The sequence below is a fragment of the Streptomyces otsuchiensis genome (genome assembly GCF_004305975.1).
Classification (GTDB): Bacteria; Actinomycetota; Actinomycetes; order Streptomycetales; family Streptomycetaceae; genus Streptomyces; species Streptomyces otsuchiensis.
In genome coordinates this window covers 12452-28478 of record NZ_BHZI01000032.1, presented here as the reverse complement: position 1 = coordinate 28478, position 16027 = coordinate 12452, and the positions used below count along the sequence as shown (strand labels likewise).

Below are 16027 nucleotides of genomic sequence, written 5' to 3'. Positions count from 1 at the left end.
CGGCAGGGCGTGTGGTGGGCGGGGCAGGGCGTGATGGGAGTGGCCCATGTGTCGTGTGTGGCGTCCGGATCGCATCGGGACGGGTTGACATGCCGGGATGCGGCCATAGGTTCAGACCAACTCCCTTGCCACCCCCACGATCGGGGTCCAGCCCGGCCCCGGTGTAAAGGAGACGTCGCATGTCGGCATCCGCCAACCGTCCTTCGCCCGCCGCCGAGACCCCGGACGCCCCGGACACCCGGGCCGTCGCGGACGGTGCGACCACCCGGCGGCGGCGCCCGCGCCGCGTGGTCGCCGCCGCCTCGGCGGCCGGCCTGCTCGCCGCCGCCGTGGTCACGGTCGGCTCCACCGCCGTCGCCGGCTCACCCGACGCCGGTACCGCTGCCGACAGCGGCGGGGCCGCCGCGTCCGGAGCTGCCACCGCCGAGGTGACCCCGCTCGCCGCACACGGCGCCCTGGAGGTCTGCGGCGTCCGGCTGTGCGGTGAGGACGGCCAGGAGGTCCAGCTGCGCGGGATGAGCAGCCACGGCACCCAGTGGTTCGAGAACTGCCTCACCGACGGCTCGCTCGACGCCCTCGCCTACGACTGGGGCGCAGACGTCCTCAGGGTCTCGACCTACGTCCAGGAGGGCGGCTACGAGACCGACCCGGCGCGGTTCACCGACATCGCCAGCCGCGTCATCGACCAGGCGACCGACCGCGGCATGTACGTCGTGGTCGACTGGCACCAGCTCAGCCCGGGCGACCCCAACGTCAACACCGCGGCGGCGAAGCGGTTCTTCACCGAGATCACCGCGCGCCACGGCGACCAGGACAACCTGATCTACGAGATCGCCAACGAGCCCAACGGCGTGAGCTGGTCCGGGATCAAGAGCTACGCCGAGGAGGTCATCCCGGTGGTCCGCGCCGGTGCGCCGGACGCCGTCGTACTGGTCGGCACCCGCGCCTGGTCGTCGTTCGGCCTCTCCGAGGGGGCGACCGAGCAGGAGATCGTCAACAACCCGGTGAACGCGGACAACATCATGTACACCTTCCACTTCTACGCCGCCTCGCACGGCGACTTCTACCTGCAGGCGCTCGCGAGGACCGCCGACAAGCTGCCGGTGTTCGTCACCGAGTTCGGCACCCAGGACTACGCGGGTGAGGGCGCCAACGACTTCGCCATGTCCCAGCGCTACCTGGACCTGATGGCGGAGAAGAACATCAGCTGGATCAACTGGAACTTCTCCGACGACTGGCGCTCGGGCGCGGTCTTCAACACCGGCACCTGCGCGGCGGACGGGCCCTGGACGGGGCCGGGTGTGCTGAAGGAGGCGGGGGTCTGGATCCGCGACCGCATCGGCTGACCGTGCGCCGGGCGCTTTGCCCGGCCGGCTGACCGCGCGATCACCGGTGCCGGTGTCCCCTCGGGAAGGGGGCACCGGCACCGACGTGTCTCGGGGTTGCGGGCGGCGCCTGGGGACTGAGGCCTGGGGCGGCCTGCGGCCTGCGGACGTCAGCGACGTGATCGTACGTTCACTCGAATCGGTGCGGCTACCTAGGTTGTAGTCCTTACTAGTCTGTGGTTCTATCTAGGTATGGCAACAGACCGCAGGGCGAGCTGGCTGAAGGGCGTGCTGGATCTTCTGGTGCTCGGGTGTCTCACCGACGGCGAGAGCTACGGCTACGAGATCGCCAAGCGCCTCGACGAGGCCGGTCTCGGCCAGATCCGGGGCGGCACCCTCTATCCGGTGCTCAACCGGCTGGAGACAGCCGGGCTGGTGGAGGCCGAGTATCGCGCCGCCGAGCGCGGGCCGGGCAGGCGCTACTACCGGCTCACCGCCGAAGGCCGTCATGGCCTCTCCGAACAGGCCGCCGCCTGGGACGAGTTCCACGCCACCACGCGCGCCGTCCTCGGCAGCCCGACGAAGGGAACGATGCTGTGATGACCGGGACCGACCACGACTACCTCACCGACCTCGCCCGGCGACTCCGTGCCTCCGGAGTGCCCGAGCAGCAGATCGACACCACCGTCCGCGAGCTGAGCGACCACCTCGACCACAGCGGGGCCACCGCCGAGGAGGAGTTCGGGCCGCTGGCGGAGTTCGCCGGCCAGCTCGGCGCGCGCGGCGAGCGCTCAGGAAGCGCACCCGAGACCGCCCCGGACGCCGACGCCGAGGAGTGGCGCTGGAGCGCCGACATCTACCTCGATGTGGAGCTCCTGAACCGCTACGGCGACCAGGGCTGGGAGGTCGACCGCATGGACCGCATCGGCCGGTTCGTCGCCCGGCGCGACCGCGACCGCGCCATGCGTTGGGAGTACCGACGCGAGGTGGTACCGCGTCGCCGCCGCAACGACTCGGCCGCCGAACTGGCCCCCGAGGGCTGGGAGCCCTGCGGCCACTGGGGACACATCGCCTACTACAAGCGGCCCCTGTCGGTGCTGGTCGGCCCGGACGCCGAGGTCACCGAGCCGCCTTCCGGGCCGCTCCCCAGGTTCTTCCTGAGCCGCCAGACCAAGAACATGATGGTCGTCGGTCTGGTCGGGTGGGCCATCCTGGCGGTGCTCTACCTCCTCAACCGCACCGACACGGGCATGTGGATCGGTGCGGCGGTCGGCGGTGTCATCGGAGGCATCGCTGCGGTCATCGGCGTCCGCAACGACCTCCGGAAGCGCACCGGAGCGCCCAGGCGCGCGGCCGACGGCTCCCTGGAGGAGGGTGGTGCCGGCTCCGCGTGAGCGCGGGCAGGACACCGTCGGTTCGCACGGACCCGACGTCAACGCATCCGCGCCGACGCGCGACCGGAGGCGCCCGACCCGGCCCATGACCACCGGCAGCGCCCCCGATGAATGCCTCAAGATCACTCGAACGATTGAATCCCTGCCGATTCGACCCGGTCGACACCCGTCCGCTTCCTACCGTGCCCTGCATGGACGAAGAGCACCTGCCGCCGGACGCCGTGGAGCGCCGGGATGCCATCGACGTCGACGACTTCATCTACGCGGCCACCGGCGCGCGCGTGCGCCGCCTGGTCCTCCCGGACGGCACCCCGTGGTTCCCCGCGGCCGATGTCTGCCGCAGCCTGGGGTACCCCACCACCCGCAAGGCGCTGCTGGACCACGTGCCCGAGCGCCACCGGGAGATCCTGGAAACCGTCACCGCCCGCCACGGCTTGGCGGTCCCGGCCGGCCGGGAGTGGCGCCGGGACCTCCGCATGGTCAACCTCCCGGGACTGTTCATGCTGGTCAACAGCTGTACCAAGCCGTCCTGCGCGCCGTTCAAGGAATGGGTGGCGGAGATCGTGGTCAGCGTCCAGCGCGACGGGTACTCCTGCCTGGACGAGGCGGAGGTCCAGCCGCCGGAGCCGGACGTCCGGATCTCCTACGCCATGCCGCCCGAACTCGCCGAGGTCATCGTCGGGTTGGAGGAGCGGGCCCTCACCGACAACGACCCTGTGCTCGGAGCCCTCACCGGTGGCGACCTACCGCGTCCCGAGGTCACCCAGGTCGTGGCCGCCGAACCGCTGATGAGTGACCGGTACACGGCGGACGCGCTGCGGGCGATGGTCTCCGCCCAGCAGGAGTCGGCGCGCTCGATGGCGCGTGTCGCCGACGCCATGGAGCGCCTCGCCGACCGGCTCGGTGGCGGGCCACCGGCAGGGGAGACGACGGCCCCCGCCAGGCCCAGGTCGGAGGAGGCGCCGCCGTCGGCCGGACTCCGGCAGCCGGTCGCCCCCGCGTCTTCGGACGCACCGCTGCTGCCGTCCCAACGGCCCCGGGAGGACGTGGACGTACCGACACCGGCCGACCGGACGGGGCCGGTGGCAGCGGACGACGGCGAGCGTCCGGAGCCGGCCGAGACCGTGACCTCGGAGGCGACGCCGAGAGCCCGGCGGCTGATGGCCCGCTGGCAGTCGCGGCTCACCGTCACCGACGACATCTGGGTGGTGGCACGGGTGCTCGCCGGGGAGCTGACCGAGCGGGGCGAGGTACGGACCTCCACCGCCGCCCTGGCACGGCTCTGCCACCTCAGCGAGCGACAGGTGGCCGACAGCCTGGAGTTCCTGCTGCACCGCAACGCCATCAGACATGCGGGGACCACACCCGACGGCTCGGACGTCTACGTCCAGGTGGGGTGAGGCCGCCCGGCGCGCGACGCCCGACGCCCGACACGCGACGCACCTCCCGAGCGTGGCGCTGGGCCCGTCGCCGCGTCTCGGGGGACGCGGCGGCAGGCCCAGCCTGCGGGCAGCCTAGCCGCCGCTCCCACAACTCGTCCTGGAAACAGCGGAGTTCATCGCCACGCGGTCCGATCGCCCCCCGCAGCCGCCGCGCGCCGACTGCTTCCCCGCTGAGCCGGGGACCGACCCCCGGTCAGTCGGCGATCGGCAGGTAGACCCTGTTGCCCGCCTCGGCGAACTCCTTCGACTTGCGCAACATGCCCGCCTCGACCTCCTCCTGGGTCGCGGGAGTCTCGTCGCCGCCGAACCGTTCGTTGATGTCCCGGCTGATCTTCATGGAGCAGAACTTCGGGCCGCACATGGAGCAGAAGTGCGCCGTCTTGGCCGGCTCGGCCGGGAGCGTCTCGTCGTGGAAGGCCCGCGCGGTGTCCGGGTCGAGTGCCAGGTTGAACTGGTCCTCCCAGCGGAACTCGAACCTGGCGTCGGACAGGGCGTCGTCCCAGTCCTGGGCGCCCGGGTGCCCCTTGGCGACATCGGCCGCGTGCGCGGCGATCTTGTAGGTGATCACGCCCGTCTTCACATCGTCACGGTCCGGCAGGCCCAGGTGCTCCTTCGGAGTGACGTAGCAGAGCATCGCCGTGCCCCACCAGCCGATCATCGCGGCGCCGATGCCCGAGGTGATGTGGTCGTAGGCGGGTGCGATATCGGTGGTCAGCGGGCCGAGGGTGTAGAAGGGCGCCTCCTCGCAGATCTCCTGCTGGAGGTCGATGTTCTCCTTGATCTTGTGCATCGGGACGTGGCCCGGCCCCTCGACCATGGTCTGCACGTCGTGCGCCTTGGCGGTTCGGGTCAGTTCGCCGAGGGTCCGCAGTTCGGCGAACTGGGCCTCGTCGTTGGCGTCCGCGATCGACCCGGGCCGCAGTCCGTCGCCCAGCGAGAAGGTGATGTCGTAGGAGCGCAGGATCTCGCAGAGTTCCTCGAAGTGGGTGTAGAGGAAGCTCTCCTTGTGGTGGGCCAGGCACCAGGCCGCCATGATCGACCCGCCACGGGAGACGATGCCGGTCTTGCGGCGGGCGGTCAGCGGGACGTAGCGCAGCAGCACCCCGGCGTGCACCGTCATGTAGTCGACGCCCTGTTCGGCCTGTTCGACGACGGTGTCCCGGTACACCTCCCAGCTCAGCTCCTCGGCCCGGCCGTCGACCTTCTCCAGCGCCTGGTAGAGCGGCACAGTGCCGATCGGCACGGGGGAGTTGCGCAGCACCCATTCCCGGGTGGTGTGGATGTTGCGGCCGGTGGAGAGGTCCATGACCGTGTCGGCGCCCCACCGGGTCGCCCAGGTCATCTTCTCCACCTCCTCCTCGATGGAGGAGGTGACGGCGGAGTTGCCGATGTTGGCGTTGACCTTCACCAGGAAGTTGCGGCCGATGATCATCGGCTCGCTCTCCGGGTGGTTGACGTTGGCGGGGAGCACGGCACGTCCGGCGGCGATCTCGTCACGCACGAACTCCGGGGCCACGCGCTCCCGGATCGCCACGTACTCCATCTCCGGGGTGACCTCACCGCGCCGCGCGTACGCCAGCTGGGTGACGGCCACGCCGTCCCGGCCGCGACGTGGTGAGCGGGACCGGCCGGGGAAGACCGCGTCGAGGTTGTCGAGCCCACCGCCGCGCGGGCGGGTGTGGCGGACGCCGTCGTCCTCGGGGCGCGGCATCCGCCCGGTGTACTCCTCGGTGTCACCACGCTCGGCGATCCAGCCGCGGCGCAGCGGCTGGAGTCCGCGCCGGACGTCGGTGGTGACTTCCGGGTCGGTGTACGGGCCGGAGGTGTCGTAGAGGGTGACGTGCCGTCCGTTGGTGAGATGCACCCGGCGGACCGGGACCCGCAGGTCCGGGCGTGAGCCCTCCAGATAGCCCTTGTGCCAGCCGGGTGCCGGCCCCGCCGCGCCGTCGACGACGGTGCCGGTGCCGGTGTCCCTGGTGGTGTCGGTGGTGGTGTCGGGGGAGCCGGCGGGTGTGCCGCTCGTCCCCGTGGTGTTGTCGGCGCCCGTTTCGGGGCGCGCGTGTGCGTCGTGCTCGGTCATGAGACCCACTCCCTACGCCGGCATTACCCGGTACAGGTTCAGCGGTCGGCGCAGCTGTCGGCTTCCGGCCTCGTCGGCCCGGTTCCGCCGGTCAGCGCCCTCTCAGCCCCGTGCTCGGAGCTCCCGCGATGTCAGATGTGCGGCACCCACGGTAGCGGCACACCGGGCGGGAAGACCAGTGCGCCCCGGGTTCTCTTGCGATGATCCTCTGGTGACATCTCATCGGGACGACCCCTTCGACGCCCACGGCCACCCGCACGGGCACACGCACCAGCACGGACCGGCCGCACCCGTCTCCGGGCGTCTGCGGCGGGTGATCACGGCCGTTCTGCTGCCGTTCGCGGCGGTGGTGATCGGTGGCATGGTCCTGCTGTGGCCGGGGGGAATCCCCGAGCAGGACGACCGCACCGGCGTCGGCTACGACCGGCAGGTGGAGAACGCGCGGGTGACGGAGGTCCGGGAGGCGCCGTGCGCGGATGTCGGGGTCGCCGTGCCACAGGGGGTCAGCGGCCCGTGCGAGCTGGCCACGGTCGAGGTGACCAGTGGGCCGCACGTCGGCCGGACCTTCGAGGAGGTGGTGCCGCCGGACGCCACCCAGCGGTTCGACGTCGGGCAGAAGGTCAAGGTCGCCTACGCGCCGGACGCGCCCGAGGAGTTGCAGTACTCGATCTTCGACGTCGAGCGGTCGGTGCCGATCGTGGTGCTGGCGCTGATCTTCGCGGTGGTGGTGGTGCTGGTCGGCCGGCTGCGGGGGCTGCTGGCCCTCGTCGGACTGGTCGTCACCTTCATGGTGCTGACGCTGTTCATCCTCCCGGCGATCCTCCAGGGCTCCAACCCGCTGCTGGTGGCGGTCTTCGGCGGCAGCGCCATCATGCTGGCGACGCTGTACCTCTGTCACGGCGTCAACGCCCGGACGTCGGTCGCGGTCCTGGGCACGCTGATCTCGCTGGTGATGATCGGTCTGCTGGGCTCGCTCTTCATCAGCTGGTCCAGCCTCAGCGGCAACACCGACGACCAGACGGGGCTGGTGCACTCCCTCTACCCGGGGATCGAGATCAGAGGGCTGCTGCTGGCGAGCATCCTGATCGGTTCGCTCGGCGTGCTCGACGATGTGACGGTCACCCAGACCTCGGCGGTGTGGGAGCTCAAGCAGGCCGACCCACAGGCGAGTTGGCTGAAACTGTACGGCGCCGGGATGCGGATCGGCCGGGATCACATCGCCTCGGTGGTCAACACACTGGTGCTGGCGTACGCGGGCGCCGCGCTGCCGTTGCTGCTGCTGTTCTCCATCGCTCAGCAGAGCGTGACCACGGTGGCGTTCAGTGAGCTGGTGGCGGAGGAGATCGTGCGGACCCTGATCGGGTCGATCGGCCTGGTGGCGTCGGTGCCGATCACCACGGTGCTGGCCGCGCTGGTGGTCAGTGCCGACCGGGAACAGGGTGTGCTCCCGGCGGGCGGCGACGGCACGGGTCCCGGCCCCGGCGGAGCGGGGCCCGGCGCGATGGGTCCGGGCGGGCCAGGTCACGGTGGCCCGGGTCAGGGTGGTCCCGGTGGGAGCGGCCCGGCCGGGGACGCCGGCACCGGTGGGTCCGGTGCGTTCGGTGGGTTCGGCCGGGGTGGCGGCGGGCGGAGAGCACGAAGTAGGTCACGGCGGCCAGGAAGACCAGCAGCGCGGTCCAGTTGTTCAGGCGCAGCCCCAGGAAGTCGTGCGCCTCGTCGATCCGCAGGTACTCGATCCAGAAGCGCCCGGCCGTGTAGCCGGCGACGTAGAGGGCGAAGGCCCGGCCGTGGCCGAGGCGGAAGCGGCGGTCGGCCCAGATGACCAGCACACCGACGCCGACGCACCACAGCGACTCGTACAGGAAGGTCGGGTGGAAGGTGCCCAGGTCGCGGCCGTTGTCGATCTCCAGCGCCCACGGGAGGTCGGTGGCCCGGCCGTACAGTTCCTGGTTGAACCAGTTGCCCCAGCGGCCGATCGCCTGGGCGAAGACGATGCCCGGCGCGGCGGCGTCGGCGAAGGCCGGCAGCGGGATGCCGCGCCGCTTGCAGGCGACCCAGGCGCCGAGGGCGCCGCCGGCGATGGCGCCCCAGATACCGATGCCGCCGTCCTGGATCCACAGGGCGTCGACGGGGTTGCGGCCTTCGCCGAAGTACAGCTGGTAGTCGGTGGCGACGTGGTAGACGCGGGCACCGATCAGGCCGAACGGAACCGCCCAGATCGCGATGTCGCCGACGGTGGCGGCCACCCCGCCGCGCGCCGCCCAGCGCCGTCCGGTGAGCCAGATCGCGAGGAACAGGCCGAGGATGATGCACACGGCGTACCCGCGCAGCGCGAAGCCCCCGACGATCGGGATCTCACTGATGCCGGGGCTGGGGATAGAGGCAAGGATCTCCATGGTGACGCCGAGGCTACCGTGTCGCCTCTTCCCCGGGGGCACCGGATCGGGAGCCGGGTCGCGAACCGGACACGCCCGGCGGGAGGGGTGCCCGGGGCGGCGGCGAAAGGCGTCTCAGCTCAGGGAGCGTTCGCCGGAGACGTCGTACTCGGCGACGGCGGCCGAGAGCATGGCGTCGTTCTGTTCCCCGCTCGGTCCGCCCGCCCGGAACGCCTCGACTGAGGCACGGGTCTCCCAGCGTTCGTAGACGTTGATCCGCCCGGCGTCGACGGGGTCGGCGGAGAGCGCGAAGTCGAGACAGCCGGCGGCCCGGCGGGCCTCCTCCACCAGGGGCACGCAGTCGGCGAGGTACCTCTCCCGTCCTTCGGGAGCGACGATGAGATGTCCGGCGACGATGACCATGTGCTTACCTCCACGGGGGACGCGTCACCCGGGCGCCCTCGTCCGGATGGGGCTTCCCGCGCCGGGTGCGGGCAGCTCTCAACCTAGCCCGACCACTCGCTCTTCGCCGGTGACGACGTGCCGTGGGCCGGTGGCGGCTCAGCTCGCGGTGTCCGGCGGGCTCGCCTCGCCGGCGACCGCCTCACCGGCCGCCTCCTCGATCCGGGCCGCCAGGTACGTGCCGAGCGCGGCGGCCGCGCCCGGCCGGTCCTCCCAGCGGTCCCGGTCCTGGCCGAGGTAGACGGCGCGGGCGTGGGCGAGCGCCGGGCGGTGTCCGGCGGGCAGCCGGGGCAGCGCCCAGTCGGCCGCCGCGTCCTTGGCGACGATCTCGCCCGTCACGATGGTCGTCCAGACCCGGGCGAGGGTGAGCAGCACGTTGCGGGTGTCGGTCCCCACCTCGGCCAGCAGCTCGGGCACCCCTTCGGTGATCGCGCGGAGCAGGTCCGCTTGCGGCACCGGGGCCAGCACCTGGGCGGGTGGTGGCCCGGCCAGCGGCGTGGCCGCGCCCAGCACCATGGTGATCAGCGGAGCGAGGTCCGGGCTCGGACCCGGCTCGGGCACCTCGCCGCGCTCGTAGGCCTCGCGCAGCCACTCGCCGTACTGGAACTCGCAGCGCGGCGGGTAGCGCCAGGGGCGTACCTCCGACTGGACGACGAGGGTCAGCTCGACCGGCCGCGCGGGGCCGCCGTGCGCCCGGTCGCCGGAGAGCGTCATGATCCGCCGCACCAGTCGGCGACGCTCCCCCGCGGTGGTGGGGCGGCGCAGCACGCCGAGGACGTCGAGGTCGCTGTGCGGGCGGAGGCCGCCGAGCGTCGCCGAGCCGTGCGCGTACTGGCCCACCACGTCCGGGCCCAGGATCTCCTGGACCACCAGGACCACGTCATCCGTCCGCGTCATCGGCTCTCTCGTTCGCCCCGCCCGTATCCGCCCGGGTGGTGCCAGGGCACGGTCAGCCAGGGGCTGTCGGTGTCGGTGGTCAGCAGCCGGTGTACGGCCGCCATCTCCGTGTACCAGCTGCCGAACTTCTCGTCGTCGAAGTGGAGACAGCGGCCGAGGATGTATCCGGCGGCGAACTCCGCCCAGTCGCGGTAGATGTGACGGCCCGCCGATCCGGCCGCGAGCAGCGCGTTGCGCGTCTCGTCCACCTCGCAGTACCGGGCGCCCAGACCCCAGCGGGCCATCGCCGAGGCGCGGCCGAAGTCCCAGGCGAGGATCGACCGGACGACGGCGTTGTCGTCGAGGATGCCGTCGGCGCGGAACCGGGCCTCGTAGCGCAGGATGCGGCCGATCAGTTCGCGGGTGGCCTCGATGTCGGCGTGCAGGTCGAACCCGGGCGGACGGCCGGTGGAGTCCACCAGTTCGGCGGTGCGCGCCAGCAGTACGCGTTCGGCGGCGTCGCGCCAGGTCTCGGCGTCGGGCAGGGAGCCGTACTCCTCGATGAGGGCCTGCCGCACCCGGAGGGCGAACTCCCAGTCGGAGGGCGAGTACTCGCCGTTGAGCAGTCCGCGCAGGGTGTCGAGCAGCTGGTCGCGGCCGGTGATGTCCCACCACTGGCGCAGTGAGGCCTGTTCCTCGGAGTAGCCCTGCCCCTGCCAGCCGAGGTGGTTCCAGGGGTGGCCGTTGTTGACCAGCAGCAGCGCGCCGCAGGCCATGCCGTGGGCCAGCTCGTCGTGGAGGTGACCGGTCCACACCGTCTTGAGCTGTGCCTCCGGGCCGGCCTTGCGGGCGTGTTTGCGCCATGCCTTGGGGTCGGCCGGGACGAAGGTCTCCACGGGGGTGCCGGGGTTGACGGCGAGCCAGCGCAGCGAGGTGGGCCAGATCCTGGCGAGCCAGCCCAGTTCGGTCCGCTCGTGCACCTGGCCGGCGACCGGCTCGGGCAGCAGTCCCCGGGTGTAGACGGCCTGGCAGAGGCCGTCCATCTCGGGGTCGCGGAAGGGGGAGAGGTTCACCCGGCCCGGGTCGGCGTCGACCATGTCACGGCGGGCGGGCACGAACAGGTCGGTGCCGGCCAGGGTGGCGAAGAAGGTGGCCCAGTCGCCGGTCTCCCCGGCCTGGTAGAGGCGGTGTTCGACATCGGTCGGCGGGCACCAGGGTCCGTCCGGCTGCTGTGCGCCGGTTCCCCCCGCCGACTCCTCGGATATCCCGTTGTCCATGCCGCGCGACTCTACCGGCCTGGTCCGGGCGGGCCGGCGGCGGGTCGGTACGCGGTGTGCCGGAGTCGGCACACCGCGTACCGAAGGGCCTGGTTGGCGGGGACGGCCTCCCGGGGGGCCGTCCCCGCGAGCGGGATCAGCCGGGGGTGCGTCGGGTGGCGCGGGCCAGTTCGCCGGCGAGTTCGCGTACGGCGGTCAGCGCCGCCGGCACGTCGTCGGGGTGGTCGAGCAGCCGCTGCACGAAGGCGCTGCCGACGATCACGCCGTCCGCGAAGGCCGCCACCTCGGCGGCCTGCGGGCCGGTCGAGACGCCGAGGCCGACGCAGACGGGGAGGTCGGTGGTGGCCCGGGTGCGGCGCACCAGTTCGCCGGCCTCGCGTCCGACCGACTCACGGGTGCCGGTGACGCCCATCAGCGAGGCGGCGTACACGAATCCGCTGCCGGCGGCGGTGATCTCGGCCAGCCGCTTGTCGCGGCTGCTGGGCGCGACCACGAAGACCGTGGCCAGCCCGTGCCGCTCGGCGGCCTTGCGCCACTCCCCCGCCTCCTCCACCGGGAGGTCGGGCAGGATGCAGCCGGCGCCGCCGGCCGCCGCCAGTTCGGCGGCGAACCGCTCGACGCCGTAGCGGTCCACGGGGTTCCAGTAGGTCATGCAGAGCACCGGCACGCCGGTGGCCCGGTGGACCTCGCCGACGGTGCGCAGCACGTCGGCGATGCGCACGCCGCCGCGCAGGGCGATGTCGTCGGCGGTCTGGATGACGGGGCCGTCCAGGACGGGGTCGCTGTGCGGCAGCCCGATCTCGATGACGTCGCAGCCGCCCTCGGCCATGGCGACGGCCGCGGCGACGGCGTCGTGGACGGTGGGGAATCCGGCGGGGAAGTAGCCGATGAGGGCGGCCCGGTTCTCGGTCCGCGCGTCGGCGAGCACCCGCTCCAGCAGGGGCAGGGTGCCGCCGGGCGCGGCGGTCCCGCCGGTGGTCGGCGTGGCGGTGGATGCGGTGGATGCGGTGGATGCGGTGGTGGATGCGGTGTCGCTCACTGGTCTGCCCCCTCCTCGTACAGCCCGAAGTAGCGGGCCGCGGTGTCCATGTCCTTGTCGCCGCGTCCGGAGAGGTTGACCAGGACGGTCGCCTCCGGTCCCAGTTCGCGGCCGAGGTCGAGGGCGCCGGCGAGGGCGTGGGCACTCTCGATCGCCGCGATGATCCCCTCGGTACGGGCCAGCAGCCGCAGCGCGCGCATCGCCTCGTCGTCGGTGACCGGCCGGTACTCGGCGCGGCCGGAGTCCTTGAGGTAGGCGTGCTCGGGGCCGATGCCGGGGTAGTCGAGCCCGGCGGAGATGGAGTAGGGCTCGGTGATCTGGCCCTCGTCGTCCTGGAGGACGTAGGAGCGGGAGCCGTGCAGGATGCCGGGTTCCCCGGCGGTGAGGGTGGCGGCGTGCTCGCCGGAGGCGACGCCGTGTCCGGCGGCCTCCAGGCCGATGAGCCGCACGTCGGCGTCGGGGAGGAAGGCGTGGAAGAGGCCGATGGCGTTGGAGCCGCCGCCGACGCAGGCGGCGACGGCGTCCGGGAGGCGGCCGGTGCGCTCCAGGATCTGCCGGCGTGCCTCGACGCCGATGACGCGGTGGAAGTCGCGGACCAGCGCGGGGAACGGGTGCGGGCCGGCGACCGTGCCGAACAGGTAGTGGGTGCGGTCGACGTTGGCGACCCAGTCGCGGAACGCCTCGTTGATGGCGTCCTTGAGGGTGCGGCTGCCGGAGGTCACCGGGATGACCTCGGCGCCGAGCATCCGCATCCGGGCGACGTTGAGCGCCTGGCGCTCGGTGTCGATCTCGCCCATGTAGATGACGCACTCCAGGCCGAACAGGGCGCAGGCGGTCGCGGTCGCGACGCCGTGCTGCCCGGCTCCGGTCTCGGCGATCACCCGGGTCTTGCCCATGCGGCGGGTGAGCAGCGCCTGGCCCAGCACGTTGTTGATCTTGTGCGAGCCGGTGTGGTTGAGATCCTCGCGCTTGAGGAAGACCCGCGCGCCGCCGGCGTGTTCGGCGAAACGCGGCACCTCGGTCAGTGCGCTGGGACGTCCGGTGTAGTTGACCAGCAGGTCGTTGAGTTCCTCGGCGAAGGCGGGGTCGGCCTTGGCCTTCTCGTACTCGGCCGCGACCTCCTCCACGGCGGCCCGCAGGGCCTCCGGGACGAAGGTGCCGCCGAACGCGCCGAAGTAGCCCTGGGCGCTGGGCACCCGGCCGTCGAGGTCGGGCAGGAAGAAGCCATCGGACATGGCTGGGCCTCCGGTGTAAACGGATTCGGGGCGGCGGCGGGCGGACGGTACCGGCCCGTCGCCGCGAGGACGGAGAGACGCGGGGGGGTCAGGGGCACGGGCGCGCCGACGTCACGGGACGCCCGGCGCGCGTGGCGCGCACGACAGCGGGTGCCAGGGGCGGGACGCCCCTTCGGCCACGTCGGCGGCGGGAAGCCGCGGCGCCGCGTCGGCCCACGGCGGTGTGCCGCGGGCCGGTCACCCCTGCGCGGGGCCTCGCCATCGCCGGCCGTTGACCTGGCCGGGCTCACAGCCGATGTGATAGCGCACCCGGCGGCCCAGCACCCGGCGTGCCGGGGCGCGGCAGCCGCGCGGGCGGCAGCCACGGGCGAGCCGGCGGTGCGGCACGACTCCGGCGGCGGGGCGGGCGGCGGGTGTGGGCGGCACGGGCGTCAGCGCCCCTGCCGCAGCGCGGGGTGGGTACCGGCCGCGACCAGGTCGGCGACGGCGGTCCGCGGGTCCTTGTTGCGGACCAGGGACTCGCCGACGAGCACGGCGTCGGCGCCGTCGTTGGCGTAGGCGATGAGGTCGTGCGGGCCGCGCACCCCGGACTCGGCGATCTTCACCACGGTGTCGGGGAGTTCGGGCGCGAGCCGCTCGAAGGTGGTGCGGTCGACCTCCAGGGTCCGCAGATCCCGGGCGTTGACGCCGACGACGCGGGCGCCGGCGTCCAGCGCGCGCTCCACCTCGTCCTCGTCGTGCACCTCGACCAGCGGGGTGAGGCCGATGGACTCGGCGCGTTCGACCAGCGAGACCAGCGCGGGCTGGTCGAGCGCGGCCACGATCAGCAGCACGAGGTCGGCACCGGCGGCGCGGGCCTCCCACAGCTGGTAGGCGGTGACGATGAAGTCCTTGCGCAGCACCGGGATGTCCACCCGGGCGCGCACCGCCTCCAGGTCGGCGAGGGAACCGCCGAAGCGTCGCTGCTCGGTGAGGACGGAGATGACCGAGGCGCCGCCGGCCTCGTAGTCGGCGGCGAGCGCGGCCGGGTCGGCGATGGCGGCGAGCGCGCCCTTGGAGGGGCTGGACCGCTTGACCTCGCAGATGACGCGTACGCCGTCGCCCTTGAGGGCGGCGAATCCGTCGCGCGCCTGCGGGGCGCGGGCGGCGGCGGCCTTCAGCTCGTCGAGGCTGACGCGCTCCTGGCGCTCGGCGAGGTCGGCGCGGACTCCCTCGATGATCTCGTCGAGCACACTCACGCGCGCGGCCCCTTCCTGGTAGGCGTTCCGGTCCGGTGCCGGCCGCCGCGGGCCCGGGGCCTGCGGCGTCCCGTCGCCCCACCGGAGGGCGGGGCTCGGACCGGTCGGACGTCCGGGTTCGGACGCCCCCGTCAAACACCCCGATGGTATAGGCCGGGTCGGCCCGGTCACGCATCCACCCCGCTTACATCCCACATTACGGACAGATCCCCCTGTCGGCGCGGAGGGGTCACGGCGCCAGGAAACTCCCCGGGGGCGTGTTGCGGAGCACGGTGAAGACGAGGGCGACCGCCGCCGCGGCCCACAGGTGGCCCGGGCGAACCGAGAGCTGCCGCCAGGGCCGGTCGCGCAGGGCGTCCACCAGCCAGCGGGCGAGCACCAGCGCCAGCAGCGCGAAGCCCGCCACCGCCAGGGCGTTGGCCCCCAGCGCAGCGGGCAGGTCGCCGTGCGCCACGGCGTGGGCGCTGCGCAGTCCGCCGCAGCCGGGGCAGAGGACACCGGCGAGGGAGAGCAGCGGGCAGGCCGGGTAGTGGCCGGGCTCGTTCGGGTCGACGGCGCCGACAAAGCCGAACGCCGCCACCGTCAGGGTGAGGACACCCAACGGGGCGGCGGTGCGGTGCAGGGTCCGGACGACGGGGGCTCTCACGCCCCCAGCCTCGGCGGGCGCCGTCCCGGGCGGCAACCGGAGCGCGCCCGTCCGGGGGACGGTCCGGCTCCGGCGGTGTCCGGCCGTACCGCGCGAACGCGGGTCGCCGGGTCAGCCGGCCGGGACCTGCTCGGGCTCGTCGGCCTTCTTCTCGTTCTTCTTCTCCGCCTTCTCGGCGGCCTTCTCGTCGCTCGTCGCCTGGTGCGGAACGCTGACCGGGTCGGCGCTCTCCTGCTTGCCCATCCCCATGGAGCGCATCGCGGCGCCGACGACCCCGCCGAGGGCCACGACGACCAGGCCGGCGAGCACACCGAGCGGCTGGGCCATCGTCATGAAGGCACCGCCGATGGTGAAACCGATCAGGGCGATGGTGACGCCGGTCCAGGCGGCCGGGGTGTTTCCGTGGTCGTGGCCGTTCGCCATGACATCTCCTTGTCGATCCGATGGCTGGGGGCGGCGGCTGCGCGGAGGTTCCTCACCCCCCGCCGTCCCGCGCACCATTGTGGCAGGTGGGTGCACCGGCTACGTCAGGGGCTCAGGTCCCGGCGGGCACCTGCCGAAAGTCCAGCCGTTCGCGCCACGGCGCCCGACAGCGGTCTTCGACGCGGGGGCGGGGACGGCGCGGGTGACGGGTGTGT

15 protein-coding genes and 1 pseudogene are annotated in these 16027 nt (G+C 72.8%); 5 read left to right on the top strand and 11 right to left on the bottom strand.

From position 1 onward, the window contains the following. Positions 1-179: 179 nt before the first annotated feature. The 4 genes from E0D90_RS05435 (at position 180) to E0D90_RS05420 (ending at position 4119) form a co-directional block, all read left to right on the top strand. Complete coding sequence (locus tag E0D90_RS05435; RefSeq protein ID WP_130796804.1) at positions 180-1346, top strand: glycoside hydrolase family 5 protein; 1167 nt, start codon at positions 180-182, stop codon at positions 1344-1346. Positions 1347-1577: 231 nt separating this feature from the next. After that, on the top strand, positions 1578-1925 hold the full coding sequence (locus E0D90_RS05430) for a PadR family transcriptional regulator (protein WP_103528117.1): 348 nt from the start codon (positions 1578-1580) through the stop codon (positions 1923-1925). After that, positions 1925-2719, top strand: a complete 795-nt coding sequence (locus tag E0D90_RS05425; RefSeq protein ID WP_130796803.1) for a hypothetical protein — start codon at positions 1925-1927, stop codon at positions 2717-2719. The genes E0D90_RS05430 and E0D90_RS05425 overlap by 1 nt, the downstream gene beginning before the upstream one ends. A 191-nt stretch (positions 2720-2910) precedes the next feature. Beyond that, on the top strand, positions 2911-4119 hold the full coding sequence (locus E0D90_RS05420; protein ID WP_130796802.1) for a BRO family protein: 1209 nt from the start codon (positions 2911-2913) through the stop codon (positions 4117-4119). Between the two features lie 235 nt (positions 4120-4354). Here E0D90_RS05420 and thiC read toward each other — a convergent pair whose 3' ends face one another. Then, complete coding sequence (thiC, locus tag E0D90_RS05415; protein WP_130796801.1) at positions 4355-6241, bottom strand: phosphomethylpyrimidine synthase ThiC; 1887 nt, start codon at positions 6239-6241, stop codon at positions 4355-4357. Between thiC and E0D90_RS05410 the strand changes: the two are divergent. Beyond that, a pseudogene (locus E0D90_RS05410) lies at positions 6240-7601 on the top strand (YibE/F family protein); the annotation flags it as partial. The gene thiC and the pseudogene E0D90_RS05410 sit on opposite strands and share 2 nt — an antisense overlap. 58 nt (positions 7602-7659) lie before the next feature. On the opposite strand, the gene lgt reads toward E0D90_RS05410, so the two are convergent. From lgt to E0D90_RS05360, 10 genes are all read right to left on the bottom strand, one after another. Further along, entirely contained in the window at positions 7660-8637 is a 978-nt protein-coding gene (gene lgt, locus E0D90_RS05405) for a prolipoprotein diacylglyceryl transferase (RefSeq protein ID WP_130796800.1), read from the bottom strand. A 114-nt stretch (positions 8638-8751) separates the two neighbouring features. Next, complete coding sequence (locus E0D90_RS05400; RefSeq protein WP_103500578.1) at positions 8752-9039, bottom strand: putative quinol monooxygenase; 288 nt, start codon at positions 9037-9039, stop codon at positions 8752-8754. 138 nt (positions 9040-9177) lie between these two features. Continuing rightward, on the bottom strand, positions 9178-9975 hold the full coding sequence (locus tag E0D90_RS05395) for an aminoglycoside adenylyltransferase family protein (protein WP_130796799.1): 798 nt from the start codon (positions 9973-9975) through the stop codon (positions 9178-9180). Further along, the gene (locus E0D90_RS05390) at positions 9972-11231 is read right to left on the bottom strand and encodes a DUF1266 domain-containing protein (protein ID WP_130796798.1); all 1260 of its coding nucleotides are present in this window, start codon (positions 11229-11231) and stop codon (positions 9972-9974) included. The genes E0D90_RS05395 and E0D90_RS05390 overlap by 4 nt, the downstream gene beginning before the upstream one ends. Positions 11232-11367: 136 nt before the next feature. Next, positions 11368-12177, bottom strand: coding sequence for a tryptophan synthase subunit alpha (gene trpA, locus E0D90_RS05385; RefSeq protein WP_130796806.1), 810 nt, complete (start codon positions 12175-12177; stop codon positions 11368-11370). 89 nt (positions 12178-12266) lie between these two features. Next, positions 12267-13505 (bottom strand): tryptophan synthase subunit beta, encoded by a 1239-nt coding sequence (gene trpB, locus E0D90_RS05380; protein WP_130796797.1) that lies wholly within the window; start codon positions 13503-13505, stop codon positions 12267-12269. A 237-nt stretch (positions 13506-13742) separates the two neighbouring features. Then, positions 13743-13940, bottom strand: a complete 198-nt coding sequence (trpM, locus tag E0D90_RS27615; RefSeq protein ID WP_227870010.1) for a tryptophan biosynthesis modulator TrpM — start codon at positions 13938-13940, stop codon at positions 13743-13745. After that, complete coding sequence (trpC, locus tag E0D90_RS05370; protein WP_130796795.1) at positions 13937-14743, bottom strand: indole-3-glycerol phosphate synthase TrpC; 807 nt, start codon at positions 14741-14743, stop codon at positions 13937-13939. Before trpC ends, trpM begins: the two co-directional genes overlap by 4 nt. A gap of 229 nt (positions 14744-14972) precedes the next feature. After that, positions 14973-15389: a DUF2752 domain-containing protein gene (locus E0D90_RS05365; RefSeq protein ID WP_130796794.1), complete on the bottom strand. Its 417-nt coding sequence runs from the start codon at positions 15387-15389 to the stop codon at positions 14973-14975. A 111-nt stretch (positions 15390-15500) separates the two neighbouring features. Beyond that, complete coding sequence (locus E0D90_RS05360) at positions 15501-15812, bottom strand: HGxxPAAW family protein (RefSeq protein ID WP_103500296.1); 312 nt, start codon at positions 15810-15812, stop codon at positions 15501-15503. Positions 15813-16027 lie beyond the last annotated feature (215 nt).

Coding starts and splice junctions, on each gene's coding strand:
- thiC (WP_130796801.1), bottom strand. CDS start 6,241: ATGACCGAGCACGACGCACACGCGCGCCCCGAAACGGGCGCCGACAAC.
- E0D90_RS05395 (WP_130796799.1), bottom strand. CDS start 9,975: ATGACGCGGACGGATGACGTGGTCCTGGTGGTCCAGGAGATCCTGGGC.
- E0D90_RS05360 (WP_103500296.1), bottom strand. CDS start 15,812: ATGGCGAACGGCCACGACCACGGAAACACCCCGGCCGCCTGGACCGGC.
- E0D90_RS05435 (WP_130796804.1), top strand. CDS start 180: ATGTCGGCATCCGCCAACCGTCCTTCGCCCGCCGCCGAGACCCCGGAC.
- E0D90_RS05390 (WP_130796798.1), bottom strand. CDS start 11,231: ATGGACAACGGGATATCCGAGGAGTCGGCGGGGGGAACCGGCGCACAG.
- E0D90_RS05425 (WP_130796803.1), top strand. CDS start 1,925: ATGACCGGGACCGACCACGACTACCTCACCGACCTCGCCCGGCGACTC.
- lgt (WP_130796800.1), bottom strand. CDS start 8,637: ATGGAGATCCTTGCCTCTATCCCCAGCCCCGGCATCAGTGAGATCCCG.
- trpB (WP_130796797.1), bottom strand. CDS start 13,505: ATGTCCGATGGCTTCTTCCTGCCCGACCTCGACGGCCGGGTGCCCAGC.
- E0D90_RS05430 (WP_103528117.1), top strand. CDS start 1,578: ATGGCAACAGACCGCAGGGCGAGCTGGCTGAAGGGCGTGCTGGATCTT.
- E0D90_RS05400 (WP_103500578.1), bottom strand. CDS start 9,039: ATGGTCATCGTCGCCGGACATCTCATCGTCGCTCCCGAAGGACGGGAG.
- E0D90_RS05420 (WP_130796802.1), top strand. CDS start 2,911: ATGGACGAAGAGCACCTGCCGCCGGACGCCGTGGAGCGCCGGGATGCC.